General features: G+C 74.8%; 11 protein-coding genes, 1 tRNA gene and 1 pseudogene. 7 read left to right on the top strand and 6 right to left on the bottom strand.

What is annotated here, in order from left to right:
- Positions 1 to 126: 126 nt before the first annotated feature.
- Positions 127 to 1,314: a thiolase family protein gene (locus QK440_RS30685; RefSeq protein ID WP_282796494.1), complete on the top strand. Its 1,188-nt coding sequence runs from the start codon at positions 127 to 129 to the stop codon at positions 1,312 to 1,314.
- A gap of 13 nt (positions 1,315 to 1,327) precedes the next feature.
- Here QK440_RS30685 and QK440_RS30680 read toward each other — a convergent pair whose 3' ends face one another.
- The 3 genes and pseudogenes from QK440_RS30680 to QK440_RS30670 form a co-directional block, all read right to left on the bottom strand.
- Positions 1,328 to 1,534 (bottom strand): hypothetical protein, encoded by a 207-nt coding sequence (locus QK440_RS30680; RefSeq protein ID WP_282796493.1) that lies wholly within the window; start codon positions 1,532 to 1,534, stop codon positions 1,328 to 1,330.
- Between the two features lie 134 nt (positions 1,535 to 1,668).
- Positions 1,669 to 3,683 (bottom strand): annotated as a pseudogene (locus QK440_RS30675) (MDR family MFS transporter).
- A 675-nt stretch (positions 3,684 to 4,358) separates the two neighbouring features.
- Positions 4,359 to 4,907 (bottom strand): DUF309 domain-containing protein, encoded by a 549-nt coding sequence (locus QK440_RS30670; protein ID WP_282796492.1) that lies wholly within the window; start codon positions 4,905 to 4,907, stop codon positions 4,359 to 4,361.
- A 104-nt stretch (positions 4,908 to 5,011) separates the two neighbouring features.
- Between QK440_RS30670 and QK440_RS30665 the strand changes: the two genes are divergently transcribed.
- From QK440_RS30665 to QK440_RS30655, 3 genes are all read left to right on the top strand, one after another.
- Positions 5,012 to 5,085 (top strand) — tRNA-Pro (locus tag QK440_RS30665).
- Between the two features lie 168 nt (positions 5,086 to 5,253).
- A complete protein-coding gene (locus QK440_RS30660) occupies positions 5,254 to 5,727 on the top strand; it encodes a MarR family winged helix-turn-helix transcriptional regulator (protein ID WP_282796491.1) in 474 nt (157 codons plus the stop codon).
- 318 nt (positions 5,728 to 6,045) lie between these two features.
- A complete protein-coding gene (locus QK440_RS30655; protein WP_282796490.1) occupies positions 6,046 to 7,638 on the top strand; it encodes an MFS transporter in 1,593 nt (530 codons plus the stop codon).
- Positions 7,639 to 7,802: 164 nt separating this feature from the next.
- Here QK440_RS30655 and QK440_RS30650 read toward each other — a convergent pair whose 3' ends face one another.
- Positions 7,803 to 8,330 (bottom strand): GNAT family N-acetyltransferase, encoded by a 528-nt coding sequence (locus QK440_RS30650; protein WP_282796489.1) that lies wholly within the window; start codon positions 8,328 to 8,330, stop codon positions 7,803 to 7,805.
- A 59-nt stretch (positions 8,331 to 8,389) separates the two neighbouring features.
- Between QK440_RS30650 and QK440_RS30645 the strand changes: the two genes are divergently transcribed.
- The gene (locus QK440_RS30645) at positions 8,390 to 8,884 is read left to right on the top strand and encodes a hypothetical protein (protein ID WP_282796488.1); all 495 of its coding nucleotides are present in this window, start codon (positions 8,390 to 8,392) and stop codon (positions 8,882 to 8,884) included.
- Between the two features lie 95 nt (positions 8,885 to 8,979).
- Here QK440_RS30645 and QK440_RS30640 read toward each other — a convergent pair whose 3' ends face one another.
- Positions 8,980 to 9,348: a hypothetical protein gene (locus QK440_RS30640; RefSeq protein WP_282796487.1), complete on the bottom strand. Its 369-nt coding sequence runs from the start codon at positions 9,346 to 9,348 to the stop codon at positions 8,980 to 8,982.
- A gap of 209 nt (positions 9,349 to 9,557) precedes the next feature.
- The gene (locus tag QK440_RS30635; RefSeq protein WP_282796486.1) at positions 9,558 to 11,309 is read right to left on the bottom strand and encodes an ankyrin repeat domain-containing protein; all 1,752 of its coding nucleotides are present in this window, start codon (positions 11,307 to 11,309) and stop codon (positions 9,558 to 9,560) included.
- Positions 11,310 to 11,544: 235 nt separating this feature from the next.
- On the opposite strand from QK440_RS30635, the gene QK440_RS30630 reads away from it, so the two are divergent.
- Together QK440_RS30630 and QK440_RS30625 are read left to right on the top strand one after the other, a co-directional pair.
- On the top strand, positions 11,545 to 12,525 hold the full coding sequence (locus QK440_RS30630) for a hydroxyacid dehydrogenase (RefSeq protein ID WP_282796497.1): 981 nt from the start codon (positions 11,545 to 11,547) through the stop codon (positions 12,523 to 12,525).
- Positions 12,522 to 14,522, top strand: a complete 2,001-nt coding sequence (locus QK440_RS30625) for a DUF2264 domain-containing protein (protein ID WP_282796485.1) — start codon at positions 12,522 to 12,524, stop codon at positions 14,520 to 14,522. The genes QK440_RS30630 and QK440_RS30625 overlap by 4 nt, the downstream gene beginning before the upstream one ends.
- Positions 14,523 to 14,525 lie beyond the last annotated feature (3 nt).

Genomic DNA, 14,525 nt, shown 5'->3' with positions numbered 1-14,525 from the left:
CCCCAGGACGCCGCCCCGCGGCCCCCGCTTCCCCCGGACCCCCGTCCCCCGTAAACTCCGAAACTAGCACCGCTAATTAACTGCTCCCGTCCACGTTCCCGCACCCGTTCACGCCCCGGAGTCGCCGTGCGCACCGTTCACTTCGCCGTCGCTCGCCGTACCCCCATCGGAAGGCTGCGCGGCGCGCTGTCCTCCGTCCGGCCGGACGACCTCGCCGCGGCTGTCGTACGCGGTCTGCTCGACGCGGCGCCGGGGCTCGACCCGGCCCGGATCGACGACGTCTACTGGGGCGCCGCCAACCAGGCGGGGGAGGACAACCGCAACGTGGCCCGCATGGCCGTGCTCCTCGCGGGCCTGCCGGACTCGGTGCCCGGAGCCACCGTGAACCGGCTCTGCGCCTCCGGCCTGGAGGCCGTCACCACGGCCGCCCGCGCCATCGCCGCGGGCGAGGCCGACGTCGTCGTCGCGGGCGGCTCGGAGTCCATGAGCCGCGCCCCGTTCGTGCTGCCCCGCCCCGACGAGGCGCTGCCGCACCGCATGGAGACCGCCGACACCCGCCTCGGCTGGCGGCTGACCAACCCGCGGATGAAGGACCTGCACGGGCTGCTCTCCATGGGGGAGACCGCGGAGGAGGTGGCCGCCCGCCACGGCGTCGGCCGCGAGCGGCAGGACGCCTTCGCCCTGCGCAGCCACCGGCGCGCCGCCGCGGCCCGCAAGGACGGCCACTTCGACGCCGAGCTGCTGCCCGTCACCACGCCGGACGGCACCGTCGTCGACGCCGACGAGTGCATCCGCGAGGACACCTCGTACGAGAAGCTCAGCTCGCTGCGCCCGGTCTTCCGCGAGGGCGGCACCGTCACCGCGGGCAACGCGTCACCGATGAACGACGGCGCCGCGGGCCTGCTGCTCGTCAGCGAGGAGGCGCTCGGGGACCTCGGCCTGGAGTCCCTCGGCCGGTACGCGGCCGGGGCCAGCGCGGGCGTCCACCCGGACGTGATGGGCCTCGGCCCCGTGCCCGCCACCCGCAAGGCGCTGGCCCGGCTCGGCTGGTCGGTCGACGACGTGCAGGAGGCCGAGTTCAACGAGGCCTTCGCGGCCCAGGCCCTCGCCTGCGTGGACGCGCTCGGCATCGACCCCGAGCTGGTCAACCCGGACGGCGGCGCCATCGCCCTGGGCCACCCGCTGGGCTGCTCCGGCGCCCGCATCCTCACCACGCTCCTGCACCGCATGCGCCGCACCGGCGCCACCCGCGGCCTCGCGACCATGTGCGTCGGCGTGGGGCAGGGCAGCGCCCTCCTGGTCGAGCGCGACTGACCCGCCCCCGGGATCACGCCAGCGTGACCGCAAGGACGAGGGTGACGACGAGGCAGGACAGCCCCACCACCGTCACGCACAGCGGCCGGGCGGAGCGGGGCGGCGCGCAGCAGCAGGTGGTGGGCGGAAGGTAGGGCGAGTCGAGCCAGTACGCCCCGACCAGGCGGGCGTGGACCGGCGGCAGGTCGCCGTCCGGGAGAGGTGTGCCGTCTCTGTCCATGCCCCACCAACGCCCCGGCGCGCGGCCCGGCCACGGCGCGGTCAACCGGACCGGCCGAGAGCCACGTATGCGGGCACACTCGCGTGGCGAAGGAGTTTGACCCCGGCGAACCGGGGAAGACGAGCGCGCTCGCTCTACCGCGCGTCGGCGAGCCCCTGCGCCAGGTCCTCGGCGAGCAGCCGCTTGGCGATCGCGTCGACGGCCGCCCGCAGCCGCGCGTCGTCCCGCACCGCGACGCCCTCGGCGGACCCGCCGCCCTGCCCCGGCTCACCGGGGTGCGCGGCGTCCTTCTCCAGTTCCTCGGCGAGCCAGCGGGCCCACTCCCCGCCGATCACCGCGGCCTCCCGCTCACCCGCCGGAGTGTGCTGGAACAGGGTGCCGCTACGGGTCAGGTAGCCCTCCTCCACCATGCGCTCGAAGACCGGCACCAGGACCTCGGGCGGCACCTGCCGGCGGGCCGCGATGAGGGTGAGGTTCGCGTGGCCGACCAGGCGCGTGAACAGGGCCACCTGCATCACGGCCCAGGCGCCCGCCAGGTCCAGGCGGGTGTCGGAGCGCTCGACGACGGCGCGCGCGGTGCCCGTGCCGCCCTTGCGGCGCAGGACGTTGCCGACGGCCAGCTCCAGGAGCCGGGCCGAGTCACCCGTCGACGACGGCGAGGCGAAGCCCTCACCCATGTCGGAGGAGCTCATCCGGGCGCTGTCGCGCAGCTCGACCTGCTTGAGGAACAGCGCCACCACGAACCCGAGCAGCGCCACCGGCACGGTCCACAGGAACACGGTCTGCAAGGTGTCCGCGTACGCTTCGACCAGCGGCCCGGCCGCCGCGTCCGGCAGGCCGTGCAGCCCCTCCGGGCTCTGCGCGCCGCGCGCGACCGCGTCCGGCGGCGCGGCGCCCGTCCCGCTCGCCTCCGCCACGCCCGCGCGCAGGTTCGGCGCGAGCGTGTTGGCGTAGATCGTGCCGAAGACGGCCGTACCGAAGGCGCTGCCGAGCGTACGGAAGAACGTGACGCCGGACGTGGCGGTGCCCAGGTCCGCGTACGCGACGGTGTTCTGCACGGCGATGGTCAGCACCTGCATGCTCAGGCCGATGCCGGCGCCGAGCACGAACATGTACAGCGACTCCAGCCAGGCGCTGGTCGCGCTGCCCATCAGCGACATCAGGAACAGGCCGAGCGCCATCACGAGCCCGCCCACGATCGGGAAGATCCGGTACGTGCCCGTCCTGCTGACCACGTTGCCGCTGAACACGGACGCGAGGAGCAGCCCCGCCACCATCGGCAGCGTCCGCACGCCCGAGACCGTGGCCGAGTCCCCGTCGACGTACTGCAGGTACGTCGGCAGGAACGTCAGCGCACCGAGCATCGCGAAGCCCACGATGAAGCTGAGCACCGAGCAGACCGTGAAGACCGGGTTCGCGAACAGCCGCATCGGCAGCATCGGCTCCGCCGCGCGGGTCTCCACCCGGCAGAACCCGCCAGCGCGGCGAGGCCGCCCACGAACAGCCCGATGATCACGCCCGAGCCCCAGGCGTACTCGTTGCCGCCCCAGCTCGTCGCCAGGATCAGCGCGCCGGACCCGGCGGCGACGAGCGCGATGCCCAGGTAGTCGATGACGGGCCGCGCCACCGCCTTCACGGACGGGATGGTGCGGGCGGCCGCCACGACGACCAGGAACGCGATGGGCACGTTGACGTAGAACGCCCAGCGCCAGCTCAGGTGGTCGGTGAACAGCCCGCCGAGCAGGGGTCCGACGACCGTGGACACGCCGAAGACCGCGCCGATCGCGCCCTGGTACTTGCCGCGCTCCCGCAGCGGGATCACATCGGCGATCAGCGCCATCGAGGTCACCATCAGCCCGCCCGCGCCGAGGCCCTGCACCGCCCGCCAGGCGATGAGCAGCGGCATGTTCGTCGCCAGGCCGCACAGGAACGAGCCGGTGATGAAGACGACCGCCGACACCTGGAAGACGACCTTGCGCCCGAACAGGTCGCCGAACTTGCCGACGAGGACCGTCGCGATCGTCTCCGCGAGCAGGTACGACGTCACGACCCAGGACATGTGCGCGGCGCCGCCCAGGTCCGACACGATCGTCGGCAGCGCCGTGCCCACGATCGTCTGGTCGAGCGCGGCGAGGAGCACGCCCAGCATGATCGTGACGAAGACGACGTTGCGGCGGCGCCGGTCCAGGACGGGAGGGCCCTGCTCCGGCGCCCGCGCGGCGTCCGCGCTGTCGGTGAGGGTCACACGCACACCCTCACACCGGACCGGGGCCGGTGCATGCGGGACCGTCCGGTCCGGTGACACGCCCCCCTCGGGCCCCTCACTCCCCGGTCGGGCCCCGCGGACGCCGCCGCGGCGGACACGTGCCCACGATCCAGCCCTCGCGGGCGCGGGCCCCGGCGGGCGCGGGTGTGGGGCGGTCCGGCGCTGTACGACTCCATGCGGGCGGTCCTGGAGGAGGTCAGAGGGGGCCTCGGGGGCGGGGCGCCTGGCCCGCCGGGGGGCGGGGTGCTGGCGCCGCCGGATCTGGGGGCGGGGGGCTACTCCGCCGAGGGGAGGGGGCCTGGGGGCGGGCTCATGCGCCGGGGGAAGGGGACTCCGAGGCCGGGGGGCTCATCCGCCGGGGAGAGGGAGCCTGGAGCCGGGGCGCCTGTTCCGCCGGAGGGCGGGCCTCGTCCGCCGCCGACCGGGGAGCCTCGTCCACCGAGGGCCGGGATGCTTCGTCCGCCGAGGGCCGGGCCGCCTCCTCCGCCGGGGGTGAAGGGAGGCTGGTGTCGGGGCGCCTCCTCCGCCGGGGATGAAGGGAGCCTGGGGCCGGGGTGCCTACTCCGCCGGCCGGGGAGCCTCCGCCGCGGGGCGGGGGGCCAGTGTCGGCGCCACCTCCGCCGCGCCCGCGACGCCCAGGGGCGCCGTGCCCTGCTCCACCCGCTCGGCCAAGGCCCGCGCCCACCCCGCCAGTTCCGGTACGCCGATGCCGTACGGCCGCTCGCGCCCGGCTTCCTCGGCCCACGCCGTGACGGCACCCGCGCCGCGCAGCAGCAGCCGCGCCCCGCCCTTCGCGTTGCCGCGCGCCGCGTGCGTCAGGCCCACGGCGAGCTGGGCGAGGCCCCGCCACAGCTCGCGCTCCCCGTCCGGCCCGGACTTCCAGGCGTCCTCGAAGACCTCGTGCGCGTGGAAGGGCCGCCCGGCGTCGAGCAGCGCCTGCGCCTCGGCGACCGTCTCCTCCGGGGCGCGGACCACCCCCTCCGGCTGCCGCTCGACGCCGTCGGCCCCGTACGGCAGCGGACGCCCCAGCCCGTCCCGCGGCCGGGCGTTGCGGGCCCGGCCCTCGGCGTCCCGGTCCCGGTCCGCCGCACCCTGTGTACTCGTCATGGCGCGATTGTCCCGCGCGGGCCCCGGGGCGTTCGGGACCACCCCCGCAGGTGGGGTAGAGTTCTACCTGCGTGATCACGCGGGACACACCGCGCGGAACGCACCGGGACGTGGCGCAGCTTGGTAGCGCACTTGACTGGGGGTCAAGGGGTCGCAGGTTCAAATCCTGTCGTCCCGACGGTGCGAACTCGCAAGCCGAGGGGCCGCTTCAGAGAAATCTGAAGCGGCCTCTCGGTCGTTTCCCGGGCCGCTTCCTGTTCCCGTTCCCCGGGCCCCGTTCCCGCGGCCGCGCCGCCCCGCGTTAGCTATGTTGACATAGCTATGCAGGCATACCTAAACTGCTGGCATGCCCCAGCACAGTGCGTCCGGCCAGGACATCGACCGCGTGGCCGTCGAGCTCGCGTCGTGCCTGCCCGCGCTGGCCCGGGCGCTGGAGCGGCAGGTCGGCCAGGACTACCCGCACCCCAAGCCGCCGGAGGCACAGCTCGCGCTGCTGCGCCATGTCGAGGCCCACGACGGCACCACCGTGCGTGAGGCGGCGCGGGCCCTGCTGATGAAGCCGAACAACGTGAGCGCGCTGGTCACGCAGATGACCGAGCAGGACCTCCTGGAGCGGCGGCAGGATCCGGCCGACAAGCGCGTGGCGCGCCTGCACCTCACCGCGGTCTCCCGCCGGCAGATCACCGAGGTGCGGAGCCTGATGAGCGCCCACGTCGCGCGGGCGCTGCACACCCTGACCGACGGCGAACTCGACGCCCTCGGCTCGGCCCTCGGCGCGCTGCACGCGCTGAACGGGCGCCTCCACCCCGCCACGCGCTGACCCCGCGCGCCGGACGTACCCCGCCCGTCGGGCGTACCGCTATCGGACGGACGTACCCCGCCCGTCGGGCGTACCGCCTACCGGACGCACTCCGTCCACCGGGCGTACCGCGCGCCGGTACGCGGCTCGCGTACCCGGCCCCGAGCCGGTCGTACGTCGACGTCCCGTGCGCCGGGGCGGCGGTGACCGCCTCCCGTCCGCCCGGCCGCTCCCGTTACCCCGCGCGGCCGGGCCGGGCCGTGCGCGGACGTGGCGTCGCCCGTTCGCGCGCTCCTCCCTTCCCTGTCGTACACACCCTCACGAAGGACGAACCCCTTCATGCCCTCCGACGTCCTCAACTCCCCGGCCGCACCCGCCCGCGCGGGCGGGCCCGCCGAACCGCGCGGCCGGCGCGCCAACCCGTGGTTGACCCTGGTCGCCGTCGCCTTCGGCCTCTTCATGGTCGGCCTCGACGGCTCGGTCGTCTCGATCGCCAACCCGGAGATCGGGCGCGACCTGCACGCCTCCACCGCCGACCTGCAGTGGGTCACCAACTCCTATCTGCTGGCCCTCGCCGCGGCCCTGATCCTCGGCGGCAAGCTCGGCGACCGCTTCGGCCGCCGCACCTTCTACCTCGTCGGCGTCGCCGGGTTCACCGTCGCCTCCGTCGCCATCGGCCTGGCCGGATCCATCGAGGGCGTCATCGCCTTCCGCGCCCTCCAGGGCTTCTTCGGCGCGCTGCTCATGCCCAACACGCTGGGACTGCTGCGGGCGGTCTTCCCGCCGAAGAAGTTCGGCATGGCCGTCGGCGTCTGGGCCATGGTCTCGTCCGTGTCCACGGCGCTCGGGCCCATCGTCGGCGGCCTGCTCGTCGAGCGCGTCAACTGGGAGTCCGTCTTCTACATCAACGCCCCCATCGGCGTCGCCGCGCTCGCCTTCAGCATCGCCGTCCTGCCGCAGAGCAAGAACACCGCGGCGGCGCGCGAGAAGTTCGACATCCCCGGTGTCGTCCTGCTCGCGCTCGGCCTCCTCGCCGTCGTCTTCGGCGTCGTCAAGGGCGAGACGTGGGGCTGGACCTCGGCCGGCACCCTGGGCGCGATCGGCGCGGGCGTGGTGCTCCTGCTGCTCTTCGGCCGGTACGAGACGCGCGTCGCACACCCCCTGCTGCCCATGCGCCTGTTCCGCAACCCGGCGTTGACCATCGGCACCGTCATCACCGCCCTGAACTTCTTCATCCTGCTCGGTGTCATCTTCTTCGTGATGCTGTACCTGCAGAACGTCCGCGGGTTCACCCCGGTCGAGGCCGGTGTCCGCACGCTCCCGCTCAGCCTCGCCTCCGTCGTCGCCTCGCCCCTGGGCGCCGCGCTCACCGAGAGGTTCGGCCCGCGCCTCACGATGCCGCTCGGCATGGTCCTCCAGGCCGCCGCCTGCTTCGCCCTGCTCGGCTGGGGCGCGGACTCCTCCTACGCCGCGATGTGGCCGCCCTTCATCGCCCTCGGCCTCGGCGTGGGCATGGTGATGGCCTCGTCCTCCGACGCCATCGTGGGCAACGCGCCCGTCACGGACGGCGGCGTCGCCGGCGGCCTCCAGGCGACCGCGCTGCAGGTCGGCGGGGCGCTCGGCACGTCCGTCCTCGTCTCCCTCATCAGCAGCCGCGTCGGCTCCACGCTGACCGGTGAGCTGACGTCGGCCGGGGTGCCCGCCGACGCGGCGCACGGCCTGCGGGAGGCGAAGGACGCGGTGGCCATGGGCGTCGCCCCCGTCTCCGGCGAGATGCCGGAACGGCTCAGGTCCGCCGTCGCCGAGGGCAGCCACCAGGCCTTCATGAACGGCGTCCACACGGCGGCCCTGGTCTCCGGCGTGCTGTGCGTCCTGGGCGCCGCCCTCGCCGCGGTCGGCGTACGCCGCGCGTCCGGAACGGCCCGGCACTGACGTCCCGTACGTCTGTCCCGTCGTCGCTCCGGCGTGGAACGGGCCCGCCCGGGCCCGTCTCACGCCGGGGTCAGAACCAGTGCAGGCAGTGCGGGGCGCGCTCGGGCTGGCGCCCCGGGGCACCCAGACCGGCGGCGCGGCACCGTGAAAGCACCGCGGAGGCCTCAGCCGTGACGACCGGAGCCGGAGCGGTGGCCGGGGAGCCGGTGCGTGAAGGAGATCCAGACGTCCGGCGCCAGGTCCGGCCGGTGTGGCACGGGCCGGCGCTCTTCGGACCACGCCTCACCCGCCACCTCGGTGGCGACGCGGCGCCAGAACCGGGCCGCGGCCGGGTTGGTGTCCTGGAAGGCGACCTCCCACCGCCCGGGGTGCGCGGCCAGGAGCTGGCGGACGGCCCGCAGCCCGAGCCCTTTCCTGCGCGCCCCGCGGACGACGAAGAAGCTGTTGAGTACGCGCCTCGCGCCGGTCAGGCCGCGGACGAGCGCGAGGCCGGCGGGCCGGTCGCCGCTCACCACGAGGTAGGCAGCCCAGTCGGGATCGGCCAGGGCCGTTCGCAGCCGCGCATGGCCGAAGGTTCCGTCCGGCTCGGGCAGCCACCCGTGCAGCTCCGACATGTCGTGACAGAACATCAGCCACAGCCGCTCCGTCACGGCATGGTCGGCGGCGCTCACGAGACGTATGACGTCGGGCATGGGACTCCTTCGCGGGGATCGGCCGAACAAGGCGCTTTCTCGATCAGTAGGTTGCTCCTGTGGGACTCTTCAGCCGCTTCGAACGCGTCACGTATCCGCCCGACGACACGCCTCCCGGCACGCCGCGGGAGGTCCGCGAGGCGCTGCTCGCCCTCAACGGGCCCGATGCCCCGTGGATCGTGCGCGACGGCGGTCCGGACTGCGCCGACCTGGTGGCGGACTGGCGCCTCACCGATCCCGCCTGGCGCGGGTACTTCGCCAGGGTCAGGGACGACTCGGTCCTGCAGACGCGGATGCGCCTCATGCCGGATGAGCGCCAGGTCCGCTCCCTCGACTACCAACGGCAGCTCGGCAACACGCGCGGCCAGATACGCACCTGGGGCCGGGGGCAGTTCCGGTGGACGACCTTCGACCTGTCGATGGAACGCGGACCGGACGGCAAGCGCCGCGTCAAGAAGACGACGTTGACCGACACCGCGGAGCTGAAGAATCCGTTGCGCGACGCGGTGCTCGCCATGGGGTGGTCCTGGCGGGCCCGCCTGTCGAGGCTCTGATCAGCTCACAGCGCCATACCCCGGCCCCGGCCACGACCCGCCGGCACGTACGCGTACCCAAACTCTCGGCGCAGGCCCTCTTCGCAGGGTCAGGCTCAGCCGGTGTAGGCCCAGGACCACCACGCGAAGCCGGTGGTGACCGGGCATGCGACAACGCCCGCCAGGAGCAGGCGGCTTGGCCATGAGAGGCGGCGGATGCCGGGGGCGAGCACCAGGGCGGTCAGGGTCGCGGCGGCGCCGGCGAGGATCGCCGCGTACTGCAGGACGAAGGTGCCCGTGTCCTCGCCTGCCGCCGCGCCCCAGAGCGCGACCATGCCCACGAGCGTCGTGATCCAGACCAGCGAGACCAGAGTGAGCCCCCACAGCACGCCTGCCACCACGATGAGCCCTTTGTGCCCCCTGGTTCCGGAGCGCGGTGCGGGCTGGGCAGGGCCGTACAAGCGCGCGTAGGTGCCGGGGTTCATGGTGGGTTCCTTCCGTGATCGGTATACGCGATCCTGTGCTCCCCGCTCAGGCGCGGCATGGGTGCGGGTACTCATCCGCGCCGTGGTGCGTACTCAGCCGACACGACCCGGCTCCCGGCGCCTGGTGAGCGACGAGGCGCAGTGCCCGGCGGTTACGCATCCCTGGGCCTCAAGCACACCGTGGGGGCGCGCAGTGGTTACGGCGGGGCTCAGCGTTGCAGGGCAGGCGGCAGGTGCACCCAGCGGCGTGGGGTGCGGTGGTCGACTGCTGCCCGGCCGTCGCTGATGCGCAGGCCCGCCGCGGCGCAGGCGTAGGCCAGGGTGTCCGCGTCGTGCGGGAACGCCTTCCACTGCCAGAAGCGGAAGTGCCAGTAGGCGGGCGGATCGTCCTCGAAGGGCGTGAGGCCGATCTCCTCGTGGGCGACGATGTCGCCGTCACGGGCCAGGGTGCCGAAAGTACCGCCCTTGGGGTTGTAGTAGATGCCGTACGCCGCCGTTCCGCCCGATATCGCCCGCAGGACGCCCTCATCGCTCGGCATGTACCCGTTATGGGTGATCACACAGCCCCCGGGTGCACCGCGCACGCTCGTCACACCGACGTAGTTCCAGGACGCGTCGTAGTCCGTCGGGTCGAAGGGAGCGTGCTCGTCGTCCGCCCGTGGGCACTGCGCGGGGTCCGCGCCCAGCCGCTCGATCACCTCGTCCTCGGTCAGTCCCCGTACGAAGCAGATCCCGAGCCCCTCCGTCATCAACTCCTGGTCCCCGAACGCCGAGATGAGCGCGTCCGCGGCGCGGAAGGCGGCGGCCTCCTCGGCGGGCAGCTCCACCGCCCCCGGCAGTCGCGCGACGAGCGGGGCGAGTGCCGTCGTCAGCAACAGCCGTCCCGGTGACCACGGCCCGGTCTGCGGCGTCCACACGTCGGCCCCGGCCGCGATCAGCGCGCGGACGCTGTCCTCGTCCCCGTTGCACACCGCGTACCACAGCGGAGTGTGCCCTTCCTCGTCCTGCGCGTCGACGTCCGCGCCGTGCGCCAGGAGCAGGGCGACCACCTCCGCCGTCCCGCGGTCCGCGGCCGCGTGCAGCGGCGTCTCCTCATCCCCTTCCCTGTACGTGTTGACGGGCGCGCCCGCCCGGAGCCGGATCCGGATCAGCTCCGCGTCCTTCCACTCCTCGTAGCCGATCCGGTGCCAGTCGGCCCGCGGCACGTACCGCTGCCGTTCCTCCTCCTGACGACGCAGCTCCGCCCGCTCGTGCCCGGACAGGGGCCGGGCCAGGAAGCCGGGCGCCCCGCTCACCTCCATCGTCACCAGGGAGCTCGGCTGGTCCGCCGGGTCCGGTGGCTCGATCCCGGGCCAGACCTCGACGGCCCGCGCCGACGCGTCGTGCAGTACTGCGGTGTCGAGGGACGTGTGTGTTTCGGGGATGTCCTCGTCGGGCCATTCGACGACGAGCTGGGCGCCGTCAGGGGGCGGGAGTTCGGCCAGGTACAGATCGACGTCGGTCTTGAAGGTGGACCGGTGGCTGTCGTGCAGGCCGGGGTCCAGCGGTATCAGGCCGACCGGCTGGTCCGTGACGGGCGAGTACAGACGCCCGGCCGGCCCGAGGCACTGCCCCAGCCGCTGCTCAGGGAAGTCCAGCGAGGTCACGCGGCGTCCGTCGGGGAACAGCAGGCCGACACGGAGCCCGGACTGGCGGCCTGCGGTGCTCCGGTTCCAACGCGTGTTGCGGAACACGGCCAGGTGCAGGGTGGCCGAGCGCGGCCACACGGACCAGCCCGTCATCACCACCCGCGCGTACGGGCCCGCCCCGACCACCGCCAGGTGCGACCGTAAGACCGGCGCGTACCAGTCAACAGGCGGTTCGTACCGCCCGGTGTCCTCGTGCGGCGGCCCCAGCCGGATCACCGCCCTGCGCTCGTCGGCCGGTTCTTCCGGGAGGACCAGATCGTCGAAGAATCCCATGCGCCGATCGTGGCAGAGGGGTCTGACACCGCCCGCCGACCAGCGGTGGAAGACGCGCCGACGCCTTCGGCCAGGAACGGTCAGGAGCGCTGCCGGGTGGGCAGTCGTACGTCGAGGACAGCCGTCGGGGACCGTGGAGGTGGGAGGGATCGTGGTCGGTGGTGCTGGAGGGGCGGAAGAGGTCCGGCCGGGTGGCGGGGGCGGGCGGGGGAGTCGGACCCGGGTGGCTCTGGCCATGTCCGCGCGGGCCGCGGGGGCCGTGTTCACGCCGCGGGCCCTGGCCGCGCTGGGGGAGGTGTGCGACCTGGCGCCGCTCCCCGCCCTCGACGATCTGACGACCGACCGCGCCCGCGGCGTCCTCGCCGGCGTGGACCTCCTCGTGACGGGCTGGGGCTGCCCGCCGCTCGACGCGGCCGCCCTGGCCGCGGCGCCCCGCCTCAAGGCCGTGGTGCACGCGGCCGGTTCGGTGCGCGGGCACGTCACCGACGCCTGCTGGGAGCGCGGCATCGCGGTGTCGTCGGCCGCCGCGGCCAACGCGCTGCCGGTCGCCGAGTACACCCTCGCGATGATCCTGCTGCACGGCAAGCACGTCCTGGAACGGGCCCGCGACTACCGGCGCGACCGCACCCGCGGCGACTGGCTTTCCACCCCGCACGAGGTGGGCAACTACCGCCGCACCGTGGGCATCCTGTCCGCCTCGCTCACCGGCCGCCGCGTCGTCGAACTGCTGCGCCCCTTCGACTTCGAGGTGCTCCTGTACGACCCCTACGTCAGCCGCGCGGAGGCCGCCGGCCTCGGCGTGGAGCCGGTCGCGCTGCCCGACCTGTTCGCGCGCGCCGACCTGGTGAGCGTCCACACGCCGCTGCTGCCCGCCACGCGCGGCCTCGTCAGCCGCGAGCTGCTCACCGCGATGCGGCCCGGAGCCGTCCTGGTCAACACCGCGCGCGGCGCCGTCGTCGACCAGGACGCGCTGACCGACGTGGTGCGCGCGGGCCGGATCCGCGCGGTCCTCGACGTCACGGACCCCGAGGTGCTGCCCGCCGACCACCCCCTGTGGGACTGCCCGAACGCGCTGATCACCCCGCACCTGGCGGGCTCCCTGGGCAGCGAGTGGGAGCGCCTCGCCGACACGGCCGTCGGCGAGGTGGGCCGGTGGGCCGCGGGCGCGGGCTTCGCGCACCCCGTACGCCGCGACAGGCTGGCGTTCCTCGCGTGAACACGCCCTTCGCGCTGCCCGCCGAGGACCGGGGGCTCAGCCCCTACACCGGCTGGACCCGCGCCCACTGGGAGGCCGTCGCCGACGGGCTGCTCGCCGCCGCCCGGCCGTGGGCGACCCCCGAGGGCGCCCTCCTCCACCTGCCGGGCCGCTCGTCCGTGTCCGGGGCCCGCTCCGACGGGCTCGAGGGCTACGCCCGTACGTTCCTCGCGGCCGCCCTCCGCGTCGCGGGCGACGGCGGCAGGGACCCGTACCACTGGCTGGAGCGGTACGCGCGGGGCCTCGCGGCGGGCACCCGTACCCCGGGCCGGGACGACACCGAGTCCTGGCCGCCGGTCCTCGACCACCACGTGCGGGGCCAGCCGATGGTCGAGGCCGCGTCCGTGGCCCTCGGCCTCGCCCTGACCCGGCCCTGGCTCTGGGACCGGCTGGACGGCGCCGTACAGGAGCGCGCGGCGCGCTGGCTGCGCGGCGCGCTCACGCACACGCCCGCCCCCAACAACTGGTACCTGTTCCCCTTCACGGTGGCGTCCTTTCTGGAGGCGGCGGGGCGCGGCGACACGGCGACCGCCCGCGCCCGGGAGCGCGCCCTCGACCTCCTGGAGACCTGGTACCGGGGCGACGGCTGGTACGCGGACGGCGACGGCCGGGCCTTCGACCACTACAACGGCTGGGCGCTGCACCTGTATCCGCTGCTGCACGCGCACCTGACGGGCGACGCGGAGCTCGCCGCCCGCTGCGGGCCGCGGCTGCGCACGTACCTGGAGGGCTTCGCGCTGTTCTTCGGCGGCGACGGCGCGCCCCTGCACTTCGGGCGCTCCCTCACCTACCGGTTCGCGGCCTGCGCGGCCGTCGCCACCGGGGCCGTCACCGGCCACACCCCGCTGCCGCCCGGCACGTCGCGCCGTCTGCTGAGCGGCTGTCTGCGCCACTTCCTCGACCGGGGCGCGGTCACCGCCGACGGGCTGCTGAGCCTCGGCTGGCACGGCCCGCACGCCGCCACGCTCCAGGCGTACTCGGGCCCCGCGTCCCCGTACTGGGCCGCCAAGGCCTTCGTGGCGCTGCTCGCGCCCCCGGACGACCCGCTGTGGACGGCGCCCGAGGAGCCCGCGCCCAGCGAGGGACCCGACCGGGTCCTCGCGCTGCCCGCGCCGGGCCTGCTCCTCCAGTCGACCCGGGACGACGGGGTCGTACGCCTGCACAACCACGGCAGCGACCACGTGGCCCCGCACGAGGGCGAGGACGCCTCCCGGGACGACCCGCACTACGGCCGCCAGGCCTACTCCACGCACACCGGCCCCACCGCCCCGGGCGACCCCGCCGACAACCACCTGTCCGTGGAGGCCGGCGGCGCCGGCAGCGTACGGCGCCGCGTCCACCCCCTCGGCGCGGGGCACGGCGACGGCTGGGGCTGGGCCGCCTCCTGGCACCGGCCGGTGTTCACGTCCGGGCCGCCCCTGGTGCCGGGCCTGCGCGTGGAGAGCGTGACCGTGGCGCGCGGCCGGTACGAGCTGCGGGTCCACCGGGTCGTCGGCGCGCCGCACGGGGCCCGGGTGACGCTGACCGGCTGGGCCACCGCCGCCCTGCGCTCGGAGCTGGTCGCCCTGTACGGCTGGACCGGGGCGGACGAGGTGCGGGCGCCGGGAGGCACCGCGTACGAGCCGTGGGTCCGCGTCCCCCGGCTCTCGGCGGACGTCACGGGCACCGCGGTGTTCGTGGCACTGGCCTCCCTGAGCGCGCCCGCGCCGACCGGGCCACCGCCCGGTGCCGGGCCGCGGTCCGCTGCCGGGCCGCGGTCCGCTGCTGTGCCCCTGTCCGAGGCCGCGCCGTCGCCCGCTCCCGGGCCCCCGACCAGTGCCTTGCCGCCCTCCGCCGCCCTGCCGTTGTCCGCCGCCGTCCGCGGCGTCGCCGTCACCGGCCCCGTCGTGCGGGTGCGCTGGGCCGACGGCCCGGAGACCGTGCTCGGCTTCGCGCCGCTGACGGTCCGTACAGGCTGATCC

Source organism: Streptomyces sp. CC224B (assembly GCF_030010595.1).
Classification (GTDB): Bacteria; Actinomycetota; Actinomycetes; order Streptomycetales; family Streptomycetaceae; genus Streptomyces; species Streptomyces longispororuber.
This window is presented reverse-complemented; position numbering and strand designations above follow the sequence as displayed.

Coding starts and splice junctions, on each gene's coding strand:
- QK440_RS30680 (WP_282796493.1), bottom strand. CDS start 1,534: ATGGACAGAGACGGCACACCTCTCCCGGACGGCGACCTGCCGCCGGTC.
- QK440_RS30670 (WP_282796492.1), bottom strand. CDS start 4,907: ATGACGAGTACACAGGGTGCGGCGGACCGGGACCGGGACGCCGAGGGC.
- QK440_RS30660 (WP_282796491.1), top strand. CDS start 5,254: ATGCCCCAGCACAGTGCGTCCGGCCAGGACATCGACCGCGTGGCCGTC.
- QK440_RS30655 (WP_282796490.1), top strand. CDS start 6,046: ATGCCCTCCGACGTCCTCAACTCCCCGGCCGCACCCGCCCGCGCGGGC.
- QK440_RS30650 (WP_282796489.1), bottom strand. CDS start 8,330: ATGCCCGACGTCATACGTCTCGTGAGCGCCGCCGACCATGCCGTGACG.
- QK440_RS30640 (WP_282796487.1), bottom strand. CDS start 9,348: ATGAACCCCGGCACCTACGCGCGCTTGTACGGCCCTGCCCAGCCCGCA.
- QK440_RS30635 (WP_282796486.1), bottom strand. CDS start 11,309: ATGGGATTCTTCGACGATCTGGTCCTCCCGGAAGAACCGGCCGACGAG.
- QK440_RS30630 (WP_282796497.1), top strand. CDS start 11,545: ATGTCCGCGCGGGCCGCGGGGGCCGTGTTCACGCCGCGGGCCCTGGCC.